Origin of the sequence: Snodgrassella alvi (assembly GCF_002777855.1) — a bacterium.
In the GTDB taxonomy this organism is placed as follows: Bacteria; Pseudomonadota; Gammaproteobacteria; order Burkholderiales; family Neisseriaceae; genus Snodgrassella; species Snodgrassella alvi_E.
The window spans coordinates 1-21,476 of sequence record NZ_MEIK01000029.1 but is presented as its reverse complement, the minus strand read 5'-3'; the positions used below and the strand labels follow the sequence as shown (position 1 = coordinate 21,476).

The window sequence follows — 21,476 nt, the reverse complement described above, 5'->3', positions numbered from 1 at the left end:
ATAAATAAAACTAAATTTTTTGATTTTTTGCCTGTGCAAAAACATCAATAATTGGTTGTATACATGAATATTTCAATTTTAAAGCTGCCTTATTCACCACCAGCCGGCTGGATATATCCACTACATGCTCTACAGCCTGCAGATTATTTGCCTGTAATGTATTACCGGTAGAAACCAGATCAACAATTGCATCAGCCAAGCCCACCAGCGGTGCCAATTCCATCGATCCATACAGCTTAATCAAATCAGTATGCACACCTTTACCGGCAAAATGTTCTGCCGCTATATTCGGATATTTAGTAGCTACCCGCAAACGGGAGCCGGGCTGCGAAGCTGCCGCATAATCAAAACCTTTTCGTACGGCTACCATCATCCGGCAGCGGGCAATATTCAAATCCAGAGGCTGATATAGACCATCTCCATCATGTTCAATTAAAACATCTTTTCCCGCAATTCCAAAATCAGCTGCGCCATATTGCACATAAGTAGGCACATCTGTTGCCCGCACAATAATCAAGCGGATATTGTTATGATTCGTATTAATAATCAGTTTGCGGGATGACTCCGGGTCTTCAATAGCCTTAATCCCCGCTGCTGCCAGCAAAGGCAGCGTTTCTTCATAAATACGACCTTTAGATAACGCAATAGTTAATTGTGCAGTCATTTTTTTATCAGTATCTAGACACTGCAAAAATCTTTAGCTATAAATTTATTATTGCGTAAAAATTAATTTGCATATTATAAAAATATTAATTACATAATTTTAATCTAACAATTGTTTCATGTCATGAGCCAATTGTGTTGCTGTCTGGCTGTGTGGTTCATACACCACGGTATGTCCCTGTTTGTCCAGCAAATATGTCCCAGTACTATGATCCAGCTGATAGTCTTTTGCACTACTGCCTGCTATTTTATGTACCGCAATTTTATATTGGGTAATCACACTATTAAGCGCCTGCAAACGCGGTTTGTCTACCGTTAAACCGATAAAATTCGGATTAAATGCTGGTGCATACTCAGCCATAACTTGCGGTGTATCGCGCAGAGGGTCAAGTGTAATAAATAGCACCTGTACTTGCTTACCCTTTTCTCCTAGCTGATTTATCGCATCCGCATAAGCTAGCAGATTAGTGGGGCATACATCTGGACAATGCGTGTAGCCGAATACCAGTGCAACCACTTTACCGCCAAAATCACGCAAATGTACTGATTTACCTTTGCCATCCAGCAAAGAAAAATCATCTCCGCCCAGACCGGCATCGCGCACATCGCTTCCTTCAAAAGAATATTGCTGATGCTGCGGCATATCTGCACTGGCAGCCGGCTTGGCTGTAGAAGCCGGTACTTGCGGCTGACATGCTGATAGCATGATTGCCGAAACAATTAACGCCGCAGATAAATGGATTTTAAACATAAATTGATTTGTATTACAAAATTGTACTTTATAATGTTCAGCTAAAAAATACAATACAGATTTTTAATTTTAAATTAATAAGTAAAATATAAAAAAATCCAAATATAAAATCAATATTTTATTCATAAATAATTAAAAAAATTCCCTACCAAGAAAAAAACCTTTACAACTATAGAAAATCCGTTATAATGCCGATTCTTCGCTAGCCCAGATGGCGAAATTGGTAGACGCAGGGGACTCAAAATCCCCCGCCGCAAGGTGTGACGGTTCGAGTCCGTCTCTGGGCACCAGATTTAAAAAACCGCTGAAATCAGCGGTTTTTTTTACGTCTGCCGCCTGTAGAGACAACACAATAAAAGCAGCACAAACTATTTGCCGCCCAAATCATTACCGTGTATAAACTTCAACAAAAACGTTTACACAAAAGTGATTAAAATAAATATTGGCAGATATGAGCAATAAACTGAGTAGAAAGAAAAATATCTTAAAAGAACCAAACATTAATCAGCAGGGCAGATATAGCTAAAATATATGCCAATCTAAATTATTAAAATTGACTACAAAATGATTATTAAGCAAATTGATAGTAAACAAGAGGATTTAGAAATATTGCAACAGCTCTTGCAGCGGCCTGATTTATCACCGCAAACGCAGCGGAAAATTGAGCAACGCATCCGTTTATTGTGTGCTGGCATCAAAGGTGAAGAAGAGTCAGCCTATCTAATGCAATTTCATTTTGGAAATCACCCAGATTGGGTAATTATCAACGATTTAAGGCTGCAATTTCAAAACAAAGTAGCTCAGATAGACCATTTACTGATTAATCGCCATTTGCAGATATTTGTTTGTGAAAGCAAAAGAATAGCAGGTGAATTGATAATCAATGAATTTGGTGAATTTTCGCGCCGATATAATGGGCAAGGACAAGGCATGCCTTCACCACTGGAACAAAACAAACGCCATATCAGTATCCTGAAACAATTGTTACAGAAAAAGCTGATTCAATGCCCCAGTCTTTGCGGATTGTATTTTAAACCTTTGATATACAGTCTAATTTTAATATCAAACGATAGCTCTATCCGGCGCCCGAAAAAAACAATAGCCGGAATGGATAACATTATAAAGAATGAGCAGTTGCAAGAAAAAGTAAAGCAGTTGAGTAAACCTTTAGGCATATTCAGCATTATTCGCACTGTTTCCCGTAGCCGGCTAGAAGAATTTGCTCATCAGTTGGTCAAACTACATCATCCACAAAAGCATGACTGGTTGGCATGTTTTGGATTAAATAAAATAAATAACCATTCAGCCAATATTGCTACGTCTCCACAGCTGCAAACAGAAACCCTAACCCCAATGAAAAAGCCTGTCAGCTATTTTTGCGTAGCTTGTCGTAAAAATATTAGCCCAGATGCTGCCAATTATTGCTGGAATCATAAAAACATATTTGGCGGCAAAGCCTATTGTTATCAATGCCAGCAAATAATTAGACAAAAGCATCAATAATATCCTGTCCACGGCAATTTCCGTATACAGTCATAAAACAGTAGCATTTTGTTTAAAAAAATTTAGTAACTGCAAAAAAAATATTCAACAATACTTTTTCTAAATTATCAGATAACATTAACTACATACAGAAATTAAACTGTGGTTAGGAAATGGTAATGATTTACAGCATGGCTGTCATAGCAGCACACTACCAAGGATAATAAACTGTATAAAATTAAATATCTGAATTATTATACAAATATAGTAGTTAAGTAACAGGAGCCAACTATGAATATTGCTGATATTTCTAAACAGCGTTATACCACGAAACATTATGACAAAACCCGCACAATACCACCTGAACAATTAGCTCAGTTATTTGAAGTAATTAGAAACAGTCCCTCATCGGTTAATTCACAACCTTGGCATTTTTTTGTAGTAGATAACGATACTGCGCGGGAAAAAATCATGCCAGCCATCCTAGAACTGAATCATCCGCGTGTCGCTGATGCATCCCATACATTAATATTTTGTGCCAAAAAACCGTTGGACGAAAAGCATTTACAGCAGGTGTTGGCACAAGAAGAAAAAGATGGCCGTTTCGGTGAAGGAGAAGTAAAAGAAATGATGGACAAAGGTCGCCATTTCTTTGTAAATAAAAACAGTTCTACTCCGCAAAGCCAGCTTGAATGGGAAAGTAAACAACTTTATATCGTGCTAGGGCAACTATTATTTGCGGCCACGGCTGTCGGCATCGATTCTACAGCTATTGAAGGATTTGATGACCAGAAAATGGATGAAATACTTGGTCTACCGCAGCAAGGTCTGAAAAGCGTTTTGGTGGTATGTCTAGGCTATCGTGCAGCCCATGACAGTAATGCCAGCCGCCCAAAATCACGCTTACCGGAACAAGAGATTTTTACGCATTTATAATAATCAGATCTGACTGTCTTCAGACAGCTTCAAGGGCAGTTACATGTAACCTATATTGCGTAACTGCCCAATTATTTTTTCATAGCTGGATTGCCGACGACTACTTAAAAGTGGATTTATTTAATCGATAAATAGCCAGTGAGAATAATAAGCACAAATAAATATCTTCATTCTGACCAGAAAATCATATTAAAAATTTCGAATTCCCTCTTCACAGATAAAAAACGGTATTCTGATATCGTGTTTTTCCGATTCTATTTTATCAATCAACTGGCATTTAAAACCCACGCCGGTCAATCTCAAATGCCATGGTGGTAAAGCTGCAAGCGTAGCATCATAATAACCTCCACCCTGACCAAGCCGGTTACCCTGCTGGTCAATGCCAAGTAAAGGGACAATAACTGTGTTTAAGCTGCGGGCGCGTAGGCGTGGTCCGCCAAACTGCGGAATTGTCTTCCGTCTGCGCTTAAGCCCATGCAAAATCAAATAGCGAGCTGTGGCAGGCTGTCGGGGTAGGTGCGGGCAACGTGTAAACCATAATTGGCGCTGCTTGGGTGCAATACTGGGTAAATAGACTTCGGCTCCGCGGTGCTGTGCCGTGGCAATAAAAGACCACAATGATAATTCGCTACCAATGGCCCAGTACGCTGCAATCCGTTTGCCACGTCTTATCAAGGGATAAAGCAGGCGGTTAATTTGCGATGTGGCCTCTTTGCGGAGCTCCGGCTTTATTTGTTGCCGCTGCTGTCGCAAACAGCGGCGTAGTAATGTTTTATCGTAATGCTGGTGCATAAATAAAATAGACGGCTAAATAAATTGATTAACAGAGGTAGTATCGTGCACTTGCCGAAACAGCTTTTTTTCTGTATCATCCGAACGTTTTACCTCGGTAAAAAATAAATAACGCTCGCACCGTACGCGAAAGGGTGCTCTTTAATTTATAGAGTTCTATGCGTGGCGGTGTCAGGCTTTAACCCTTTAAGGATAGATATTATGTCACAAATTACTATGCGCCAGATGCTGGAAGCAGGCGTACATTTTGGTCACCAAACCCGCTACTGGAACCCGAAAATGGCTGAATACATTTTCGGTGCGCGTAACAAAATTCATATCATCAATCTGGAAAAAACCCTGCCGCTGTTTATTGAAGCACAGGATGTTGTGCGCCGTCTGGCTGCCAACAAAGGTACCGTATTATTTGTTGGTACTAAACGTCAGGCTCGTGATATTGTTAAGGAAGAAGCAACCCGCGCTGGTGCACCTTACGTAGATCATCGTTGGTTGGGTGGTATGCTCACCAACTACAAAACCGTTAAACAGTCTATCAAACGTCTGGAAGAAAAAACCGCTGCGCTGGAAAATGCTACCGAAGCTGGCTATGGCAAAAAAGAAGTGCTGGAAATGCAGCGTGAAGTAGCCAAACTGGAACGTTCTTTGGGCGGTATCAAAGACATGAAAGGTCTTCCGGATGCTATTTTCGTTATCGATACCGGCTATCAAAAAGGTACACTGGTAGAAGCCGCTAAATTGGGTATTCCAGTTATCGCTGTAGTCGACACCAACAATAGCCCTGACGACGTTAAATATGTAATTCCTGGTAATGATGACTCAGCTAAAGCCATCCGTCTGTATTGTCGCGGTATTGCTGATGCTATTCTGGAAGGCAAAGCCCAATCATTGCAGGAAGTGGTTCAGGCTGCTCAGGCTGCTGAGGAAAAACAGGCTGCAGCAACTGCCGAATAATTAGCTCTTTCGTATTTTTCGTAAAAGAAGGGGGACATTAGTGCCCCTTTTTTTAAAGTATTTTTTCAGTCTGATATCCATCGGGCTGAGTATAATCAAGTTTAAGGAGTAAAACATGGCTGCAATTACTGCAAAAATGGTTGGTGATTTGCGTGCTGCTACTGGTCTGGGCATGATGGAATGCAAAAAAGCACTGGTGGAAGCCGAAGGTAATATGGAAAAAGCCGAAGAAATTTTGCGCATTAAATCCGGTGCCAAAGCTGGTAAATTGGCTGGACGTACAGCTGCAGAAGGCGTGATTGCCGAATATGTAGATGGTAAAGTAGGTGCCGTAGCCGAAATCAACTGTGAAACTGACTTTGTTGCCAAAGATACCAGCTTCATGGCGTTTGCTCAGGCTGTGGCCAAAGCCGTTGCCGTACATAATCCAGCTAGTCTGGAAGCCTTGGCTGAAGCTAAAACCGACGACGGTGTAACCATTGAAGAAGCCCGCAAAGCTGTGATTGCCAAACTGGGTGAAAACATCACCGTGCGCCGCTTTGAACGCATTGAAACCGACAATAGTCTGGTTACCTATATGCACGGTACCAAAATCGGCGTATTGGTTGAGCACAAAGGTGGCGATACTCAGGCTATTCGTCAGGTGGCTATGCACATTGCAGCTTCCAAACCACAGTGTGTCTCTGCTGCTGAAGTAAATCCGGAAATTGTGGCTAAAGAACGCCACATTTATGAAGAGCAAGCTGCTGCTTCCGGCAAGCCGGCAAACATCATTGAAAAAATGGTGGAAGGCCGTGTACAGAAGTTTCTGGCAGAAGTAACTCTTCTAGGTCAGCAGTTTGTCATCAACCCTGACCAAACCGTGGAAAAATTTCTTAAAGAACAGAATGCCGAAATCAGCCGTTTTGTAGCTTTCCACGTAGGTGAAGGTATTGAGAAAAAAGAAGTAGATTACGCTGCTGAAGTAGCCGCTGCTTCCAAAGTATAAGGCAGTAAATGCCAAGGGCACTCTGGATTCAGATTTCTGAATCAGGGTGCTTTTTTTTGAGTTATCTCTTTCATCGCATTGAGATAGCTGAAATAAAAGTTCCCAATATATTTTGAAAATTATAGTAATAGCTGTTAAAAATCTAATGGCAATCAGATAGAAAGAATGATCATGACCAAACCAGCAAAATACAAGCGTGTATTATTGAAGCTATCCGGTGAATCCCTGATGGGGCCAGATGCTTTCGGTATCAACCGCGATACCATCATGCAAATCACCGCACAGGTTAAAGAAGTGGTCGAAATGGGGGTAGAAGTGGCTATCGTCATAGGTGGTGGTAACATCTTTCGTGGTATGGCTCAGTCTGCCAAGGGCATGGAGCGCGCCACCGCCGATTACATGGGCATGATGGCCACAGTAATGAATGCCCTTGCCTTAAAAGAAGCCTTCGAAACCCAGCAGATAAAGGCTCGCGTCCAGTCTGCCTTGAGTATGCAGCAGGTTGCCGAAACTTATGCGCGTCCCAAAGCCATCCAATATTTAGAAGAAGGTAAAGTAGTCATTTTTGCTGCCGGCACCGGCAATCCATTTTTTACCACCGATACTGCAGCCAGCCTACGTGGTGTGGAAATGAATTGTGATATTATGTTAAAAGCAACCAATGTAGACGGTGTATATACGGCCGACCCCAAAACCAATCCAGAGGCTAGACGTTATCAGCAAATCACCTTTGATGAAGCAATCAGCCAGAATTTAAAAGTAATGGATGCCACAGCCTTTGCCTTATGTCGTGAGCAGAAATTAAATATTGTGGTGTTTGGCATCTTCAAACCGGGTGCATTGAAAAAAGTCATCATGGGTGAAGATGAAGGTACACTGGTGCATGTTTAAAAATCGCCAGACAGATTAACTTAACTTGAGTTGACGCGTATAACTGCGTTAGTATGCGCGTTTGCCCTTTTCTGGTTGCCGAAATTTCAACAAATTGAAATAAATGCAATCAGTTCAGACAGGAATGTTCATGATTAACGAAATTCAACACACCGCTGAAACAAAAATGCAGAAATCCTTGGATGTATTGCGCGATAATCTGGCAAAAGTTCGTACCGGCCGTGCGCATACCGGTCTGCTGGATCAGGTAGAAGTAGAATACTACGGCAGCATGGTTTCTGTAAGTCAGGTAGCCAGCATAACTCTGCTAGATGCCCGTACCATCGGTGTTAAACCCTTTGAAAGTAAAATGGCCGCCGTTATCGAAAAAGCCATCCGCAATTCCAATCTCGGACTGAATCCAGCTGCCATGGGTGATTTGATACGCGTGCCGATGCCAATGCTTACTGAAGAGCGCCGAAAGGATCTAATAAAAGTAGTACGTGGCGAAGTAGAAGATGGTCGCGTTGTGGTACGTAATGTTCGTCGTGATGCCAATAATGACCTCAAACGGCTACTCAAAGACAAAGAAATCAGCGAAGATGAAGCCCGCCGCGGTGAAGAAGGCATTCAGAAGCTGACTGATAAATACATAGCTGAAATTGATAAAATGCTGGCAACCAAAGAAGCCGACCTGATGGCCATCTAAGCTTGTAAATCCCCGTAAAGGATGTATCTTGACTACCAGTAGTACCCAAACCGTACCAGAACACACAGACATACCTCGTCACATTGCCGTTATCATGGATGGAAACGGGCGCTGGGCCAAAAAACGGTTGATGCCCCGTATCATGGGGCATAAAAAAGGTCTGGAAATGCTGGAAGACATGACAGCAAACTGTGCCCGTATGGGTGTCGAGTATCTGACTGTTTTTGCTTTTTCAACCGAAAACTGGCGGCGGCCGGTAGATGAAGTTAACTTCCTGATGAATCTGTTTCTGCAATCCTTACAGAAACGTGTACAGAAATTGCATAAAAACAACCTGCGCCTGCGAGTTATCGGTGATCGTAGCCGGTTTGCTGCAGAAATTGTACAAGGTATTGAAGATGCTGAAGCATTAACTGCAGCCAATACCGGCCTTACTCTGACCATTGCTGCAGATTACGGTGGTCGCTGGGATATTCTGCATGCAGCCAATCAGGCCATTCAGGCAGGAGCTACCGAGCTAACTGAAAGCAGCATTTTGCCCTATCTTTCACTTGGCGATGCACCAGAACCAGACCTGTTCATCCGCACCGGTGGTGAAACACGTATCAGTAATTTTCTCTTATGGCAACTTGCCTACACCGAATTATATTTTACACCGGTGCTGTGGCCAGATTTTGACGAAGACCATCTGGCTACTGCCATCCGCTCCTATCAGGTGCGGGAGCGGCGCTTTGGTAGAACTTCGGAGCAGCTGCCTCTTACTCAACAGCGTCCCTGACATATGCTCAAACAACGTATTCTCACTGCACTAATCCTGTTGCCCTTAATGATAGGTATGTTGTTTGGGGCCAATAACAGCTTATGGGCTGCTTTCAGTGGCCTCATTGCATTGCTGGCTTTATGGGAATATGCCCGTATTGTCCATTTCACCCATGTACAAAACCTACTCTATTTACTGCTGAGTGCAGCAGGTGGTTTCTGCCTGTATCTTTATCATCAACAGACTTACACACCTGTATGGTTACAGATAGTTGTATTGCTGTTTTGGCTGATAATCGTACCCTTCTGGTTAAAATTTAAATGGAAAGTTAAAGCAAACTTGCTTGGTGTATTGACCGGTTGGATCTTAATGTTGCCTTTCTGGCAAGCTTTAATTTCTCTGCGTCCAGATGCCAGATCAGCCACTGCACTACTGTCGATCATGGCTTTAGTATGGATTGCTGATATTGCCGCCTATTTTGTTGGCCGGGCATTCGGTAAACGTAAACTAGCACCGACCATCAGCCCGAATAAAAGTTGGGAAGGGGCAATAGGTGCCGTATTCTGCGTTGCAATATATACATTAATATTGCAGCAGCGCGAATGGCTACCTGTTAATCTGCCGGCGTGGCAAACCATGATTCTGGCGGCTATTCTGACCGCTGTCAGTATCTGTGGCGATTTGCTTGAAAGTTGGCTCAAACGTGCAGGTGGTGTAAAAGACAGTAGCAAGCTTCTGCCTGGACATGGCGGTGTATTCGATCGGGTAGATTCCCTGATAGCCGTACTCAGCGTTTATGCCGCTTTAGTGGTATGTTTTAATATAAAGTGATTTACTGATGAATGGTTGTAATCCGATATCAATTACCATTCTGGGTGCTACCGGCAGCATAGGCCTGAATACGCTAGATGTTATAGGCCGCCATCCCGAACGCTTTGTTGTCTTTGCTTTGACAGCGTACCAGCAAATTGATCGTTTGGCCGAATTGTGTTTTCGTTTCCAACCGGTGTACGCAGTGGTGGCCACCGCCCAGCAGGCCTGCGTATTGCAGGCACAATTACAGACAGCGGCACTGAAAACCGAAGTATTGTATGGTGAGCAGGCGCTGTGTGATGTGGCACAGGCCAGTGAAACTGATGCTGTAATGGCTGCTATTGTTGGCGCGGCCGGACTAAAACCGACTCTTGCCGCAGCTAAAGCCGGTAAAATCATATATCTGGCCAATAAAGAAACTTTAGTAGTGGCTGGAGCCTTATTTATGCAAACTGTACAGCAGTACGGTGCGCGTCTATTACCGGTTGATAGCGAACACAACGCCATTTTTCAGTCTTTGCCTGCTGATTATCAGGGTAATCCTCAACTGGCTGGCGTGGAATCGCTGATTTTGACGGCTTCAGGTGGCCCCTTTCTGCATACACCGTTGGATGAATTTGCCACAATTACCCCAGAAGCAGCAATAAACCATCCTAACTGGAAAATGGGACGTAAAATTTCAGTAGATTCTGCCAGCATGATGAATAAAGGGCTGGAATTGATAGAAGCTCGCTGGTTATTCAATGTAACAGCTAAACAGCTGGAAGTAGTTATCCATCCACAAAGTGTGATACACAGTATGGTACGCTATATTGATGGGTCTGTACTGGCACAAATGGGTAAGCCGGACATGCGCATACCGATTGCGCATTGTCTGGGGTTGCCAGATAGAATTGTTTCAGGTGTCAAACAACTGGATTTTACGCGTTTAAGTGGCTTAAACTTTTTTGCACCGGATTTTGTACGCTTTCCCTGCCTGAAATTGGCATATGATGTACTGAACAGCAGCAATGACGCCAGCTCTTGTGTCCTGAATGCAGCTAATGAAATTGCCGTGGCCGCTTTTCTGGATGAGCAGATTCGGTTTACTGAATTGGCACAGGTCGTTGAAAGCTGCCTGCAGCAATTCAGCGGCTCTATAGCAGCATCCATCGAAGAATTTCTGTTTCTGGATGAGCAGGTGCGTAGTGCTGCTAAAACATGGGTGGCCGGTAGGGCTGCCAGCTGAATACAGGATAAACCATGTTACTAACCATAGTTGCTTTTATCGTAGCCATTTTACTTCTGGTCAGTTTGCATGAATTAGGCCATCTGCTGGTAGCGCGCTGGTGCGGTGTCAAAGTGCTGCGATTTAGCATCGGTTTTGGTAAACCTTTCTATTCTATCAAACGTGCCAACATTGAATGGTGTCTGGCTCCCATTCCGCTAGGCGGTTATGTCAAAATGGTAGACACACGGGAAGGGGAGGTCAGTGAGGCTGATTTACCTTTTGCCTTTGACCGTCAGCATCCTCTGAAACGAATTGCTATCGTCATTGCCGGTCCATTAACTAACTTGATTCTAGCGATAATTTTGTATGCGGCCAGTTTCAGCATCGGCGGTATTACTCAGATGCGGCCATGGGTTGGGATGGTAGAGCCAGCAAGTGTAGCAGCAGATGCCGGTTTTCGGTCTGGTGACCGTATCTTAAGTGTGAATGGACAGCCAGTTACCGATTGGTCAGATGCTCAAGCCAAAATCATGCTTAATCTGGATGCTGGCAAAGTTTTGGTAGATGTCATCAGCGCCGCAGGACAACCTGGAAAGCGTCTGTTCAACATTGCGGGTACCGAAGCAGCGGCTAATGTAGCTAAAACAGGATATCTTGGTATCGTGCCGTTTAAAGTAATCAACCAGATAGGCATGGTCGTACCTGACAGCGTAGCTGCCAAAGCAGGTCTGCAAGCCGGGGACATATTGTTAACCATAAATGGCCGCAAAATTAGTAACTGGCAAGAATGGGTGGATAATATCCGAGCCAGTGCCGGAGCACGACTAGATATTAGTTATCAACGCAATGGACAAATTCAACATACCAGTCTGCGCCCTGAGTCTGTACTCGAAAACGGCACCATCATCGGCCAGGTTGGTGTTGGAGCCATGCGTGATAAAGCATGGGATCGCCAGATACGCCAACATTATCAGCCCAGTTTTTTTCAATCAGTGCAGCTGGCTATGCAGCGCACATGGGATTACATTACACTCACTCTTTCCATGTTTGCCAAATTACTCACTGGTCAGGCATCCTTACATTATTTATCCGGTCCCCTGACCATAGCTGATGTGGCTGGAAAAACTGCAGCCATGGGCTGGCAGAGCTATACTGAATTTCTGGCTTTGGTCAGTGTCAGTCTGGGTGTACTGAATTTATTACCCGTTCCCGTGTTAGACGGCGGGCATTTATTGTATTATGCGATCGAATGGATTCGCGGCAAGCCCCTCAGTTTACGCATTCAGGAAATGGGGCTGCGTTTTGGTATTGCTGCCATGTTAATGTTGATGCTGGTGGCTTTCTTCAATGATATTACCCGCTTGTTTGGATGAATGATGAAATTAAAACAGATAACTGTCAGTTTAATGGCCTTAGGCCTGTCTTCACTGGCTTTGGCAGTCGAACCGTTTACCATAAAAGACATTCGGGTAGAAGGTTTACAGCGTACCGCACCGACAACCGTTTTCAGTTACCTGCCAGTTAAAATCGGTGATACATTCAATGATGCCGAAGGTGCAGAAATCATTAAAAAATTATACGCTACCGGTTTTTTTGATGATGTTCGAGTGGAAACAATGGGGAATCAGGTTCTCCTGACAGTTGTTGAACGCCCGATTATCAGTAGCTTTGATGTTACCGGCGGTAAATCAATCAACAATAACGATATCAAGAAAAATCTTAGTAATTTTGGTCTGGGTCAGTCACGTGTCTTTAATCCAGCCACACTAGAGCAAGCCCTGCATGGCCTGCAGGATGCATATCATCAACGAGGTAAGAATGCGGTTAAAATCACTCCCAAAGTGACTCGACTTGAACGTAACCGTGTAGCACTCGAACTAAAAATTGATGAAGGTCCGACTACTACCATCAAGTCTATTAACTTCAGCGGCAACCAACAGTTTTCCGCTCATACCTTGCGCAATCAGATGTCTTTAAGCCAGAAAAGCTGGACCAGCTGGTTGACCCGTGATGACCGCTACTCTGACAGTCAGCTACAGCAGGATTTGGATAAAATCAATAACTTCTATCAAGATCATGGCTATCTGAATTTCCGCATTGCCGATGTCAAAGTTAATAGCAGTGAAGACAAAACGGCGCAAATGATTAATATCAGCGTAAACGAAGGTTCTCGCTATCGTTGGGGCAAGGTAACCATAAGCGGAGACACACGCGAAGTACCCATAGATTCATTGCAGAAGCTGGTTAAAATCAAACAAGGCAAATGGTATAACCGTTCCAAAATGATTGATATCATCAAAGCCATTCAGGAAAAAATGGGTAGTTCCGGCTATGCTTTCTGTCAGGTAGATGTTCGACCCATCCCGAATGAACAAACACACGTTGTAGATTTCGTACTCAACGTCGTGCCAGACCGTAAAGTATACGTCAATCAAATCAACATTACCGGTAACAACAAAACCCGTGATGAAGTCTTACGGCGTGAGTTAAGACAGATGGAACGCGCACCCTATGACGTATCCAAAATCAATCGTTCCAAAGAACGTATACAGCAACTGGGTTATTTTGATAATGCGCAAGTAGATGTCAAACCAGTGGCCGGTACACCCGATCAGGTTGACCTGGATATGAGCGTGAAAGAACGCTCTACTGGTTCCATCAATGTTGGCGCTGGCTGGGCTCAAGATGACGGTCTACTCCTGTCGGCTGGTATTTCTCAGGACAATCTGTTTGGTACCGGTAAATCCGCTAGTCTGCAATTATCCCGTTCCAAGGTAAATCAGGTTGCTGCCTTGTCCTTTACCGATCCGTACTTTACCCCCGACGGCGTCAGTCTGGGCTACAACGTCTATTATCGAGGTTACAACCCCAGTAAATCTGACAGTAATTCCATGGATTATAAAACGACCACAATTGGTGCCGCTATGACCATGGGCGTACCCATTACTGAATACGACCGCGTGAACTTCAGCTTGGGTGCAGAACATCTCGCTGTTAATCTGTATGGCGACTATGCTCCTCAACGTTATGCTGAATTTGTTCAGAAATACGGAAAAGATAACTGGATATTTAAAGGTACCGTAGGCTGGGGACGTAATACCACAGACAGCGCATTGTGGCCCACGCGTGGCTACATAATGAATGCTAATATTGACAGCGGTTTACCAGGTGGTGATTTACAATATTACAGCCTAAGCCATGACCAGCGCTGGTATTTCCCCGTTAGCAAAAACTTTACTGTCATGCTGTACGGACAGCTTGGTTATGCCGATGGCTATGGTAAAACCAAAGATCTGCCATTTATGTATGCCTTCAATGGTGGTGGGTTGGGTTCTGTGCGCGGTTATGAGTCCGGCACATTAGGTCCGAAATATTTCAATCGTTACAGTGATGGTTCCTATAGCAGTGATTCCAGCAGTTATGGTGGTAATTATATCGCCACAGCTACTGCTGAACTGTTATTCCCGTTTCCGGGTATTAAAGATCAGCATACAGTCCGCTTGAGTATGTTTGCTGATGCCGGTAGCGTATGGGACAACAAAACTTATAACTATTTTGATGAAAAGAACCCTTATGGTGGTTCCAAAACCCATAAATCCAGCTTTGGTAACGAAGTACGTTATTCAGCTGGTCTGGCTGTAACATGGTTATCACCCATGGGGCCATTAAAATTCAGTTATGCTTATCCGATACACAAAAAACCGGAAGACCAGTTACAGCGCTTCCAGTTTCAGTTAGGAACCACGTTCTAATCGCAGTCAGATAAGGACTAACAAATGCTTAAGAAAATTTTTTTAACACTCGTAGCTACTCTGTTTTCATACAATTTGGTATGGGCAGAAAGCATACAGAAACTTGGCTTTATTGATACTGGTCGAGTCTATCAGCAATCAATTCAGGCTCAATCTATTCAGAAAGACTTGGATAAAGAATTTGCTCCGAGGCAGAAAAAACTGCAAGCCATGCAGACTGAAGGTCTGAAATTAAAAGAAGCGATTGAATCTGGAAAAATTCCCGTCGCTGAACGAGAAAACAAAATTAAGCAAATGCTGCAAATGGATGAGCAATATAAAACAGCAGCAGCAGAACTAGCAGAAGATTACAATCTGCGCCGCAACGAAGAGTTTGCTTCACTTCAGCAAAATGCCAACAAAGTTATCATCGATATGGCAAGAAAAGAAGGCTATGATTTAATCATACAAGATGCCATATTTGTTAACAGCAAATTTGACATCACTGATGCCGTCATCAAAGCACTTAATGCTCAGAAACAGTAAGGTAAAAAATGGCTGAAAATCACCTAACTGCCTCAGCGTTGGTTAAACAACTTGGTGGGGAACTGCGTGGCGATGATGTCATTCTCACACGCATTACTTCATTGCAACAGGCACAGGAGCATGATATCAGCTTCCTGAGCAACCCCCGGCTGCGGGAAGATGCAGTAGCCAGCCGTGCAGGCGTCTTAATTGTTACCGAAAAATCAGCGGCAGCATTAGTGGGGCGTACACTGATCATTACTGATGATCCTTATCTCTATTTTGCTCGTGTAGCACGTCTGTTTCATCCACTCCAACAAGCTAGGTCGGGAATTCATCCGAGCGCCATTATCTCACCATCAGCACAAATTGCCGACAGTTGTGAAATCGGAGCTAATGTTGTTATAGGAGAACGTTGCGTTATCGGTGAACACACACGCGTACTGGCAGGTACGGTCATCGAAGAAGACTGCATCATAGGTAATGATTGCGTCATTCACGCCAACGTTACCATTTATCATGGTTGTCAGCTAGGCAACCGCGTTGAACTGCATTCCGGTTGTGTCATCGGTGCCGATGGATTTGGTTTTGCCTGGGATAAACAAAAAAATGAATGGTTTAAAATCGTTCAGACCGGCTGCGTGATTTTGGGGGATGATGTCGATATCGGCGCTAATACCACCATTGATCGCGGTGCCATCGAAAATACCATTGTTGAAAAAGATGCCAAAATCGACAATCAGGTAATGATAGGCCATAACGGTAAAATTGGTGCTCATGTTGCTATTGTTGCCTGTACCGGCATAGCTGGCAGCACAGAAGTCGGTGATTTTTCCGTAATCGGTGGTGCAGCGATGATAGGTGGTCATTTAAATATACCGCCCAAAACGACTATAGGCGCAGCTACTGCTGTCAGCCACAGCATTAAAGAAAGCGGTTACTACGCCTCAATTTTTCCATTACAAAAACACAATGACTGGGTGAAAAATGCCGCACACATTCGGCATTTACACGAAATGAACCAGAAAATAAAAGCTTTGGAACACCAGTTAGCCGAGCTAAACGGCACTTCATCAAACCAACAGGATTAACGCAATGGATTGGTCTCTACCTTTAGACGTTCGAACACTTCAGAAATTATTGCCTCACCGCTATCCATTTTTACTGATTGATCGTGTCACAGCTTACGACAGTGAAGCCATGACCTTAACTGCAATCAAAAATGTTACCGCTAACGAACCTTTTTTTCTAGGTCATTTCCCTGATTTCCCAGTTATGCCTGGTGTACTCATCATCGAAGCCATGGCTCAAGCCTGCGGTACACTGGCTATCCTGAATCACGGTGGACGGGATGATGATGAAATTTATTTTTTTGTTGGCATAGATAATGCCCGTTTCAAACGCCAGGTCATACCGGGAGATCAGCTTAGATTTGAAGTTAATCTTGTGGCCAACAAACGGGATATCGGAAAATTCAAGGCAGTAGCTTGGGTGGATAATCAGATAGCCGCAGAGGCAGATATCATGTGTGCTAAACGAAAAGTTGATAAATAAAAGCTATCCAACAGCCACAAATATTCATGACTCTTATAAAATTTATAATAGTATCATTAATCACTTATGATTAAACTGGTCGTAAATCACGAATGTAGGAAATATACATGACGCAGATTCACCCCACAGCCATTATTGATCCCAAAGCCGAACTCGATAGTAGCGTATCTGTGGGTGCTTATACCGTAATTGGTGCCAATGTGCAGATTGGTGCTGATACCGATATTGGACCGCATGTTGTCATAGACGGGCATACCACTATTGGAGAAGGGAACCGTATTTTTCAGTTTGCTTCGCTCGGAGCAATACCACAGGATAAAAAATACCGTGGGGAACCCACACGACTGATTATCGGTAACCATAACACTATTCGTGAATTCACTACATTCAATACCGGTACTGTTACTGGTATTGGAGAAACCCGCATTGGTGACGACAACTGGATAATGGCCTATGTCCATCTAGCGCATGATTGCGTCGTTGGCAGTCACACAGTCTTTGCCAACAATGCGTCACTAGCTGGTCACGTAGTGATAGGTGACTATGTAATACTGGGCGGGTTTTCACTTGTACATCAATTTTGTCATATCGGCGATTATGCCATGACAGCTTTCGCAGCTGGTGTACATAAAGATGTGCCACCATATGTCATGGCAGCTGGATATCGTGCTGAGCCAGCAGGACTCAATACCGAAGGCTTAAGACGACATAAATTCACAGCAGACCAAATTGCCAACATCAAACGCATATACAAAATTCTTTACCGACAAGGATTAAGTTATACCGAGGCCAAGTCCAGAATTATTACAGAAGCAGATACAGCAGCGGAATTACATATCTTTAAAGAATTCTTTACTCATTCAACCCGTGGCGTCATTCGCTAAAACAGCATAAATAAAACTGGTAGATTATAAAATCTACCAGTTTTATTTATTAAATCCAGCTTTGCCTGTATAAAGTTATTATCACATCTCAACTCAGATTTATTATTGTTTAATATAAATTTTATCCAGTCCAGCCGACAATTTTATTATCCTGCATAATAAATAATTTTATTTTTCATATAAAAGTTCTGATTGGATACCTGCTTCTATAATTTCATAGCAATTACACAAAATTTTAATAAAAAAATTTAACCCTGTTTATAGTAAATACATATTTAGCTTTCCCAACAAATTGTGCAGAATATTTAAAATCACTAAGGAATTTTTTATATTCATGAGCAAATAAATGGCTTAAATTGATAACCAATTTCATTAAAAATATGAAGCTGAACAAAAAAGGACTTTCTTTTATAAGAAAGTCCATCTATCTTCCAGTAAAATTAGTCTGTATTACAAATCCAAATTAAACCTCTACTTGTCTTCTGTAACAAAGCCAACCTTCACCAAACCTGCATCCCGTGCTGCAGCCAAGACCTGAGCAACATGATCATAAGCAACATGCTTATCAGCAGCTATTGCCAATACCACATCAGGATTAGCTTGCACTTCTGAATGTAAATTATTTTGTAGTTGTGTCAATGTAAGAGACTTGTCACCCAGCTTATATTCTCCATCAGCCCCAATCGATAATCGCAATGGCGCTTTGGGCTCAGCCTTTTGCTGCGAATTTGCTGTAGTAGGCAAGGTTAATGGTATAGAGTGAGTCAGTACCGGCATGGTAATCATAAACACAATTAACAGTACCAGCATCACATCAACCAGTGGCGTTACATTGATATCTGCTGACTCATGAACCTCATCATCGCTAAAATGACCAAATGCCATCACTTATTCCCCATTATTTAATAGCTGCGCATGCAGGTCATGAGCAAAACCATCCAGATCACGACTTAAATTTTTCTTGCTGCGAACCAAACCGTTATAAAACAACAAAGCCGGAATAGCAGCAAACAAACCAATGGCGGTAGAAATCAGCGCCTCCCCTATGGGACCAGCAACAGCAGCAATACTCATTTGCCCACTATGCCCGATATTAATTAAAGCATGATAAATACCCCATACCGTACCAAAGAGCCCGATAAAAGGCGCACTCGAACTAATAGAAGCCAAAACGGTTAATCCGCTTTCATAGCGCCGTAAAATCTGCTCCATACTATTGCGAATCTGACTGGTAAGATAGCGATTAAAAGGCATTGCCGCAGCTAAAGAATGATTAGCCTGATCATGATATAGCTTGCTCGCACGCAGAGCATCACGGGTAAGACTTGCTACCGGAGACTGATTATCAGCCAACTCATGCTGTAACTGAGTCAGATTTTCTGCTGAAGCAAAACAATTTAAAGCAGTGCGATTATCCCGTCTGGCACACCATAAGCTCCAGCAACGCATCAATGCAATAATCCAGGTCATAATGCTCATCAAGACAAGAATGGCTAAAACAGTCAGCAAAATCCAGCCACTCTGAGCATAAATTGAAGCAATATTACCGTCCATAAAAATAATTACCTTCAAAGTTAATAATGATTTAATTAAATCATCTAAATAGATATAAAAACTAAATTACCGCTAGCTACTCTTAATTAGGCATTCTAAAAGCAACATTAAAATGATATTTATACGGAATAGGTATACCGCCACGAGTAGCCGGTTTAAATCGATATTTCAGTACAGCCTGTTTGGCTGAACGATCCAAGCGGCTAAATCCACTACTTTTGCTGATTGCTACATCTAGGGGTTTACCATCTGCAGATACTGATACGGTGATTCCAACAACTCCTTCTTCACCGTTATTCATCGATTCAGGAGGATAAACAGGCCGTAAGGCAGCTAGATAGCCGCCCTGATAGTCTTTGGGTACCACTAAACTACCGCCAGCTTGGTCAGCGTTATTTTTATTACTTGTAGATGTTGAGTCAGATTTACCTTCATTATTAGAAGAAATAGAGGCAGATGAATTATTTTCAGAAGTCGGCTTGATAAGACTGGGCTTCGCCGTTGTGGGTATTAATTTAGGCTTATCTTCTTTAGTAGGATTAACACTAAATTCACTTTGTCTTTTAATCGAAGCCACAGGTTTAATTATCGATTTATCCGACATCATTTTCTTAGTTGCCGAAACCTTCATGATCTGTTTCTGTACGACAGGTTGTTTAGTTGGTGAACTAGGTGCAACATCTGGAGTAGCCTGATGTCCACTCATACCTAAATCGACAAAACTAAGGGATTGTATTTTTGTATCAATATCAATTTTTTGAGAATGAATAGCAATTGCCCAGAATAAAAGCACATGCATGCTGAGAACAAAAACAACAATCAAAAAATTGGCTTTACGTTGGTTTTCCATATCTTGATTATGATAATAGAAACCATTCCTATTTGCAACATGACTTAACACTAAAACACATGCCTATTCCGATAGTGCAAACTAAGAAATTTACGCTGATTAGAGTCAAGCTAGCTAAATATTAAGCTCCATTACCAAGCAAAAAATCTTCTTAATAAGACAAATATTTTAAGATTCTAATCTCAACACCTACATATATCTAATGAAAATTTTAAACATTTGAATAATTACTATTTTTTGATAAAATATTAAAGAGACAATATGCGCAAGCATAAAAGGCATAAGATTGCTCAGACTCAGATAATTAATAAATATTTTAAGGAGAAAGTTATGAAAAGACGAATTATAGCAATGGCAATGGCATTTACTACTGGTTATGCTTTAGCCGCTACCCCTACACTAAACTGGAATATTCCTACTAATAAAGTAATAGAAAATATAACCTTTGGTATTACCATTAATCAGGCTGCTCCCGTTGATGAGTTTTATTTTTCAAATCAGTTCGGTTTCACAGGTGGTGGTGGGATTGGGTATACCGGTATTCAACCTACTAAAAACGCAAAAGATGGTTCTCGTCAGTTTATGGTGTTGTTTAGTAGTTTTCGTAAAGACACCATTGCCAGGCATGCAAATTGTAAGGGTGGGGCTGATGGCGCTAGAAGTGGTGCCACTTGTCGTATGTATATACCAGGAGAGTTAGGCGATACATTTACGTTTCGGGTTCAGAAAAATGGAAATTTGCTGATGGGAACAGTAACAAATCTAACTACAGGACGCCGAGATATCATAGGACAGTGGGAAGTAAGTCCATCTGCGGGTAATTTGGCCAGTAAACAAATTTCATGGATCGAAAACTATAAAATGAATAATCCCTCCTTCCATTTGACGTGTGATAAAAAAGGATGGCCTTACTATGAGGTTAAATTTTTGCCACCAACCGCCAACAATAACACCATTAAAGGTACTATTTCTACATTGTCCAGAGGTTCAGCTGCATGTCCTGGGGCGATCACTTGGCAGCATGACGAAAGTGGAACCTTAGTTAAAGGCGGATATAAATAATTTATAAACCATATGATAAAAGCACGCTGTCGGCGTGCTTTTATCTTTAATAAAATACAACTTATATAAAACATTTAACCAAAAGATTCCCGTATTATGTGAAAGGAATCGTGTCAATCAAACAAAGATCAACTTATGGTCATATTCTTGGCAAGCTAAAGCAAACTTCAATGCAGTCATAAAGACCAAAAATAAAACTTATTAAAACAGAGAATTGGCAGATTGTATAAAAATAAAAGGGGGAAGTAGTTGACAGGGTGTATGTAGGGGCGTATAGTTCGCCTTCTTCGCTGAGACGCGAGCCGAAACGAACGAAACAGTTTAAAGTAGAACGCAGTCGAAAGCAACGCTCTTTAACAGAACAGATTACCGATAAGTGTGAGTGCGGATA

The 21,476-nt window shown here is 42.4% G+C and carries 22 protein-coding genes and 1 tRNA gene; 17 read left to right on the top strand and 6 right to left on the bottom strand.

The genetic code is table 11. The annotated features are described in order from the left end of the window. Positions 1 to 10: 10 nt before the first annotated feature. Positions 11 to 664, bottom strand: coding sequence for an ATP phosphoribosyltransferase (gene hisG / locus BHC43_RS04065; protein WP_100156590.1), 654 nt, complete (start codon positions 662 to 664; stop codon positions 11 to 13). Positions 665 to 763: 99 nt separating this feature from the next. Then, positions 764 to 1,414 carry an SCO family protein gene (locus tag BHC43_RS04060; RefSeq protein ID WP_100156589.1) on the bottom strand — a complete coding sequence of 217 codons (651 nt, stop codon included), beginning with the start codon at positions 1,412 to 1,414 and terminating at the stop codon, positions 764 to 766. 205 nt (positions 1,415 to 1,619) lie between these two features. Between BHC43_RS04060 and BHC43_RS04055 the strand changes: the two genes are divergently transcribed. The 3 genes from BHC43_RS04055 to nfsB all read left to right on the top strand — a co-directional run bounded on the left by BHC43_RS04055 (position 1,620) and on the right by nfsB (position 3,832). Next, positions 1,620 to 1,704 (top strand) — tRNA-Leu (locus tag BHC43_RS04055). A gap of 274 nt (positions 1,705 to 1,978) precedes the next feature. Continuing rightward, positions 1,979 to 2,917, top strand: coding sequence for a nuclease-related domain-containing protein (locus BHC43_RS04050; protein WP_100156588.1), 939 nt, complete (start codon positions 1,979 to 1,981; stop codon positions 2,915 to 2,917). A 270-nt stretch (positions 2,918 to 3,187) separates the two neighbouring features. After that, positions 3,188 to 3,832 (top strand): oxygen-insensitive NAD(P)H nitroreductase, encoded by a 645-nt coding sequence (gene nfsB, locus BHC43_RS04045; protein WP_100151464.1) that lies wholly within the window; start codon positions 3,188 to 3,190, stop codon positions 3,830 to 3,832. A 189-nt stretch (positions 3,833 to 4,021) separates the two neighbouring features. Here the strand turns inward: nfsB and BHC43_RS04040 are convergent, their stop codons facing one another. Next, positions 4,022 to 4,624, bottom strand: coding sequence for a 5-formyltetrahydrofolate cyclo-ligase (locus BHC43_RS04040; RefSeq protein WP_100151463.1), 603 nt, complete (start codon positions 4,622 to 4,624; stop codon positions 4,022 to 4,024). Positions 4,625 to 4,825: 201 nt separating this feature from the next. Here BHC43_RS04040 and rpsB point away from each other — a divergent pair, with 201 nt between their 5' ends. The 13 genes from rpsB to lpxA all read left to right on the top strand — a co-directional run bounded on the left by rpsB (position 4,826) and on the right by lpxA (position 17,619). Continuing rightward, positions 4,826 to 5,575, top strand: coding sequence for a 30S ribosomal protein S2 (gene rpsB, locus BHC43_RS04035; protein ID WP_100141004.1), 750 nt, complete (start codon positions 4,826 to 4,828; stop codon positions 5,573 to 5,575). A gap of 115 nt (positions 5,576 to 5,690) precedes the next feature. After that, positions 5,691 to 6,563, top strand: coding sequence for a translation elongation factor Ts (gene tsf, locus BHC43_RS04030; RefSeq protein WP_100141003.1), 873 nt, complete (start codon positions 5,691 to 5,693; stop codon positions 6,561 to 6,563). Between the two features lie 171 nt (positions 6,564 to 6,734). Next, positions 6,735 to 7,454 carry a UMP kinase gene (gene pyrH / locus BHC43_RS04025; protein WP_100141002.1) on the top strand — a complete coding sequence of 240 codons (720 nt, stop codon included), beginning with the start codon at positions 6,735 to 6,737 and terminating at the stop codon, positions 7,452 to 7,454. Between the two features lie 130 nt (positions 7,455 to 7,584). Continuing rightward, positions 7,585 to 8,142 (top strand): ribosome recycling factor, encoded by a 558-nt coding sequence (gene frr / locus BHC43_RS04020; protein WP_100141001.1) that lies wholly within the window; start codon positions 7,585 to 7,587, stop codon positions 8,140 to 8,142. A 28-nt stretch (positions 8,143 to 8,170) separates the two neighbouring features. Beyond that, positions 8,171 to 8,920: an isoprenyl transferase gene (locus BHC43_RS04015; RefSeq protein ID WP_100151462.1), complete on the top strand. Its 750-nt coding sequence runs from the start codon at positions 8,171 to 8,173 to the stop codon at positions 8,918 to 8,920. Positions 8,921 to 8,923: 3 nt separating this feature from the next. Further along, positions 8,924 to 9,733 (top strand): phosphatidate cytidylyltransferase, encoded by an 810-nt coding sequence (locus tag BHC43_RS04010; RefSeq protein WP_100156587.1) that lies wholly within the window; start codon positions 8,924 to 8,926, stop codon positions 9,731 to 9,733. A 7-nt stretch (positions 9,734 to 9,740) separates the two neighbouring features. Next, the gene (ispC, locus tag BHC43_RS04005; RefSeq protein ID WP_100156586.1) at positions 9,741 to 10,943 is read left to right on the top strand and encodes a 1-deoxy-D-xylulose-5-phosphate reductoisomerase; all 1,203 of its coding nucleotides are present in this window, start codon (positions 9,741 to 9,743) and stop codon (positions 10,941 to 10,943) included. Between the two features lie 14 nt (positions 10,944 to 10,957). Then, positions 10,958 to 12,298 carry an RIP metalloprotease RseP gene (gene rseP, locus BHC43_RS04000; RefSeq protein WP_100156585.1) on the top strand — a complete coding sequence of 447 codons (1,341 nt, stop codon included), beginning with the start codon at positions 10,958 to 10,960 and terminating at the stop codon, positions 12,296 to 12,298. A gap of 3 nt (positions 12,299 to 12,301) precedes the next feature. Next, the gene (gene bamA / locus BHC43_RS03995) at positions 12,302 to 14,677 is read left to right on the top strand and encodes an outer membrane protein assembly factor BamA (RefSeq protein WP_100156584.1); all 2,376 of its coding nucleotides are present in this window, start codon (positions 12,302 to 12,304) and stop codon (positions 14,675 to 14,677) included. A 24-nt stretch (positions 14,678 to 14,701) separates the two neighbouring features. Further along, complete coding sequence (locus tag BHC43_RS03990; protein WP_100140995.1) at positions 14,702 to 15,202, top strand: OmpH family outer membrane protein; 501 nt, start codon at positions 14,702 to 14,704, stop codon at positions 15,200 to 15,202. 8 nt (positions 15,203 to 15,210) lie between these two features. Then, positions 15,211 to 16,272 (top strand): UDP-3-O-(3-hydroxymyristoyl)glucosamine N-acyltransferase, encoded by a 1,062-nt coding sequence (gene lpxD / locus BHC43_RS03985; protein WP_100156583.1) that lies wholly within the window; start codon positions 15,211 to 15,213, stop codon positions 16,270 to 16,272. Between the two features lie 4 nt (positions 16,273 to 16,276). Next, a complete protein-coding gene (gene fabZ / locus BHC43_RS03980; RefSeq protein WP_100140993.1) occupies positions 16,277 to 16,735 on the top strand; it encodes a 3-hydroxyacyl-ACP dehydratase FabZ in 459 nt (152 codons plus the stop codon). Between the two features lie 107 nt (positions 16,736 to 16,842). Next, on the top strand, positions 16,843 to 17,619 hold the full coding sequence (gene lpxA / locus BHC43_RS03975; protein WP_100151456.1) for an acyl-ACP--UDP-N-acetylglucosamine O-acyltransferase: 777 nt from the start codon (positions 16,843 to 16,845) through the stop codon (positions 17,617 to 17,619). Between the two features lie 471 nt (positions 17,620 to 18,090). Here lpxA and BHC43_RS03965 read toward each other — a convergent pair whose 3' ends face one another. From BHC43_RS03965 to BHC43_RS03955, 3 genes are all read right to left on the bottom strand, one after another. Further along, positions 18,091 to 18,504: an ExbD/TolR family protein gene (locus tag BHC43_RS03965; RefSeq protein WP_100156581.1), complete on the bottom strand. Its 414-nt coding sequence runs from the start codon at positions 18,502 to 18,504 to the stop codon at positions 18,091 to 18,093. Between the two features lie 3 nt (positions 18,505 to 18,507). Then, positions 18,508 to 19,173 (bottom strand): MotA/TolQ/ExbB proton channel family protein, encoded by a 666-nt coding sequence (locus tag BHC43_RS03960; protein ID WP_100140989.1) that lies wholly within the window; start codon positions 19,171 to 19,173, stop codon positions 18,508 to 18,510. Between the two features lie 82 nt (positions 19,174 to 19,255). Beyond that, on the bottom strand, positions 19,256 to 20,023 hold the full coding sequence (locus BHC43_RS03955; RefSeq protein WP_100156580.1) for an energy transducer TonB: 768 nt from the start codon (positions 20,021 to 20,023) through the stop codon (positions 19,256 to 19,258). 330 nt (positions 20,024 to 20,353) lie between these two features. Between BHC43_RS03955 and BHC43_RS03950 the strand changes: the two genes are divergently transcribed. Beyond that, complete coding sequence (locus BHC43_RS03950; RefSeq protein ID WP_218966450.1) at positions 20,354 to 21,085, top strand: DUF3472 domain-containing protein; 732 nt, start codon at positions 20,354 to 20,356, stop codon at positions 21,083 to 21,085. Positions 21,086 to 21,476 lie beyond the last annotated feature (391 nt).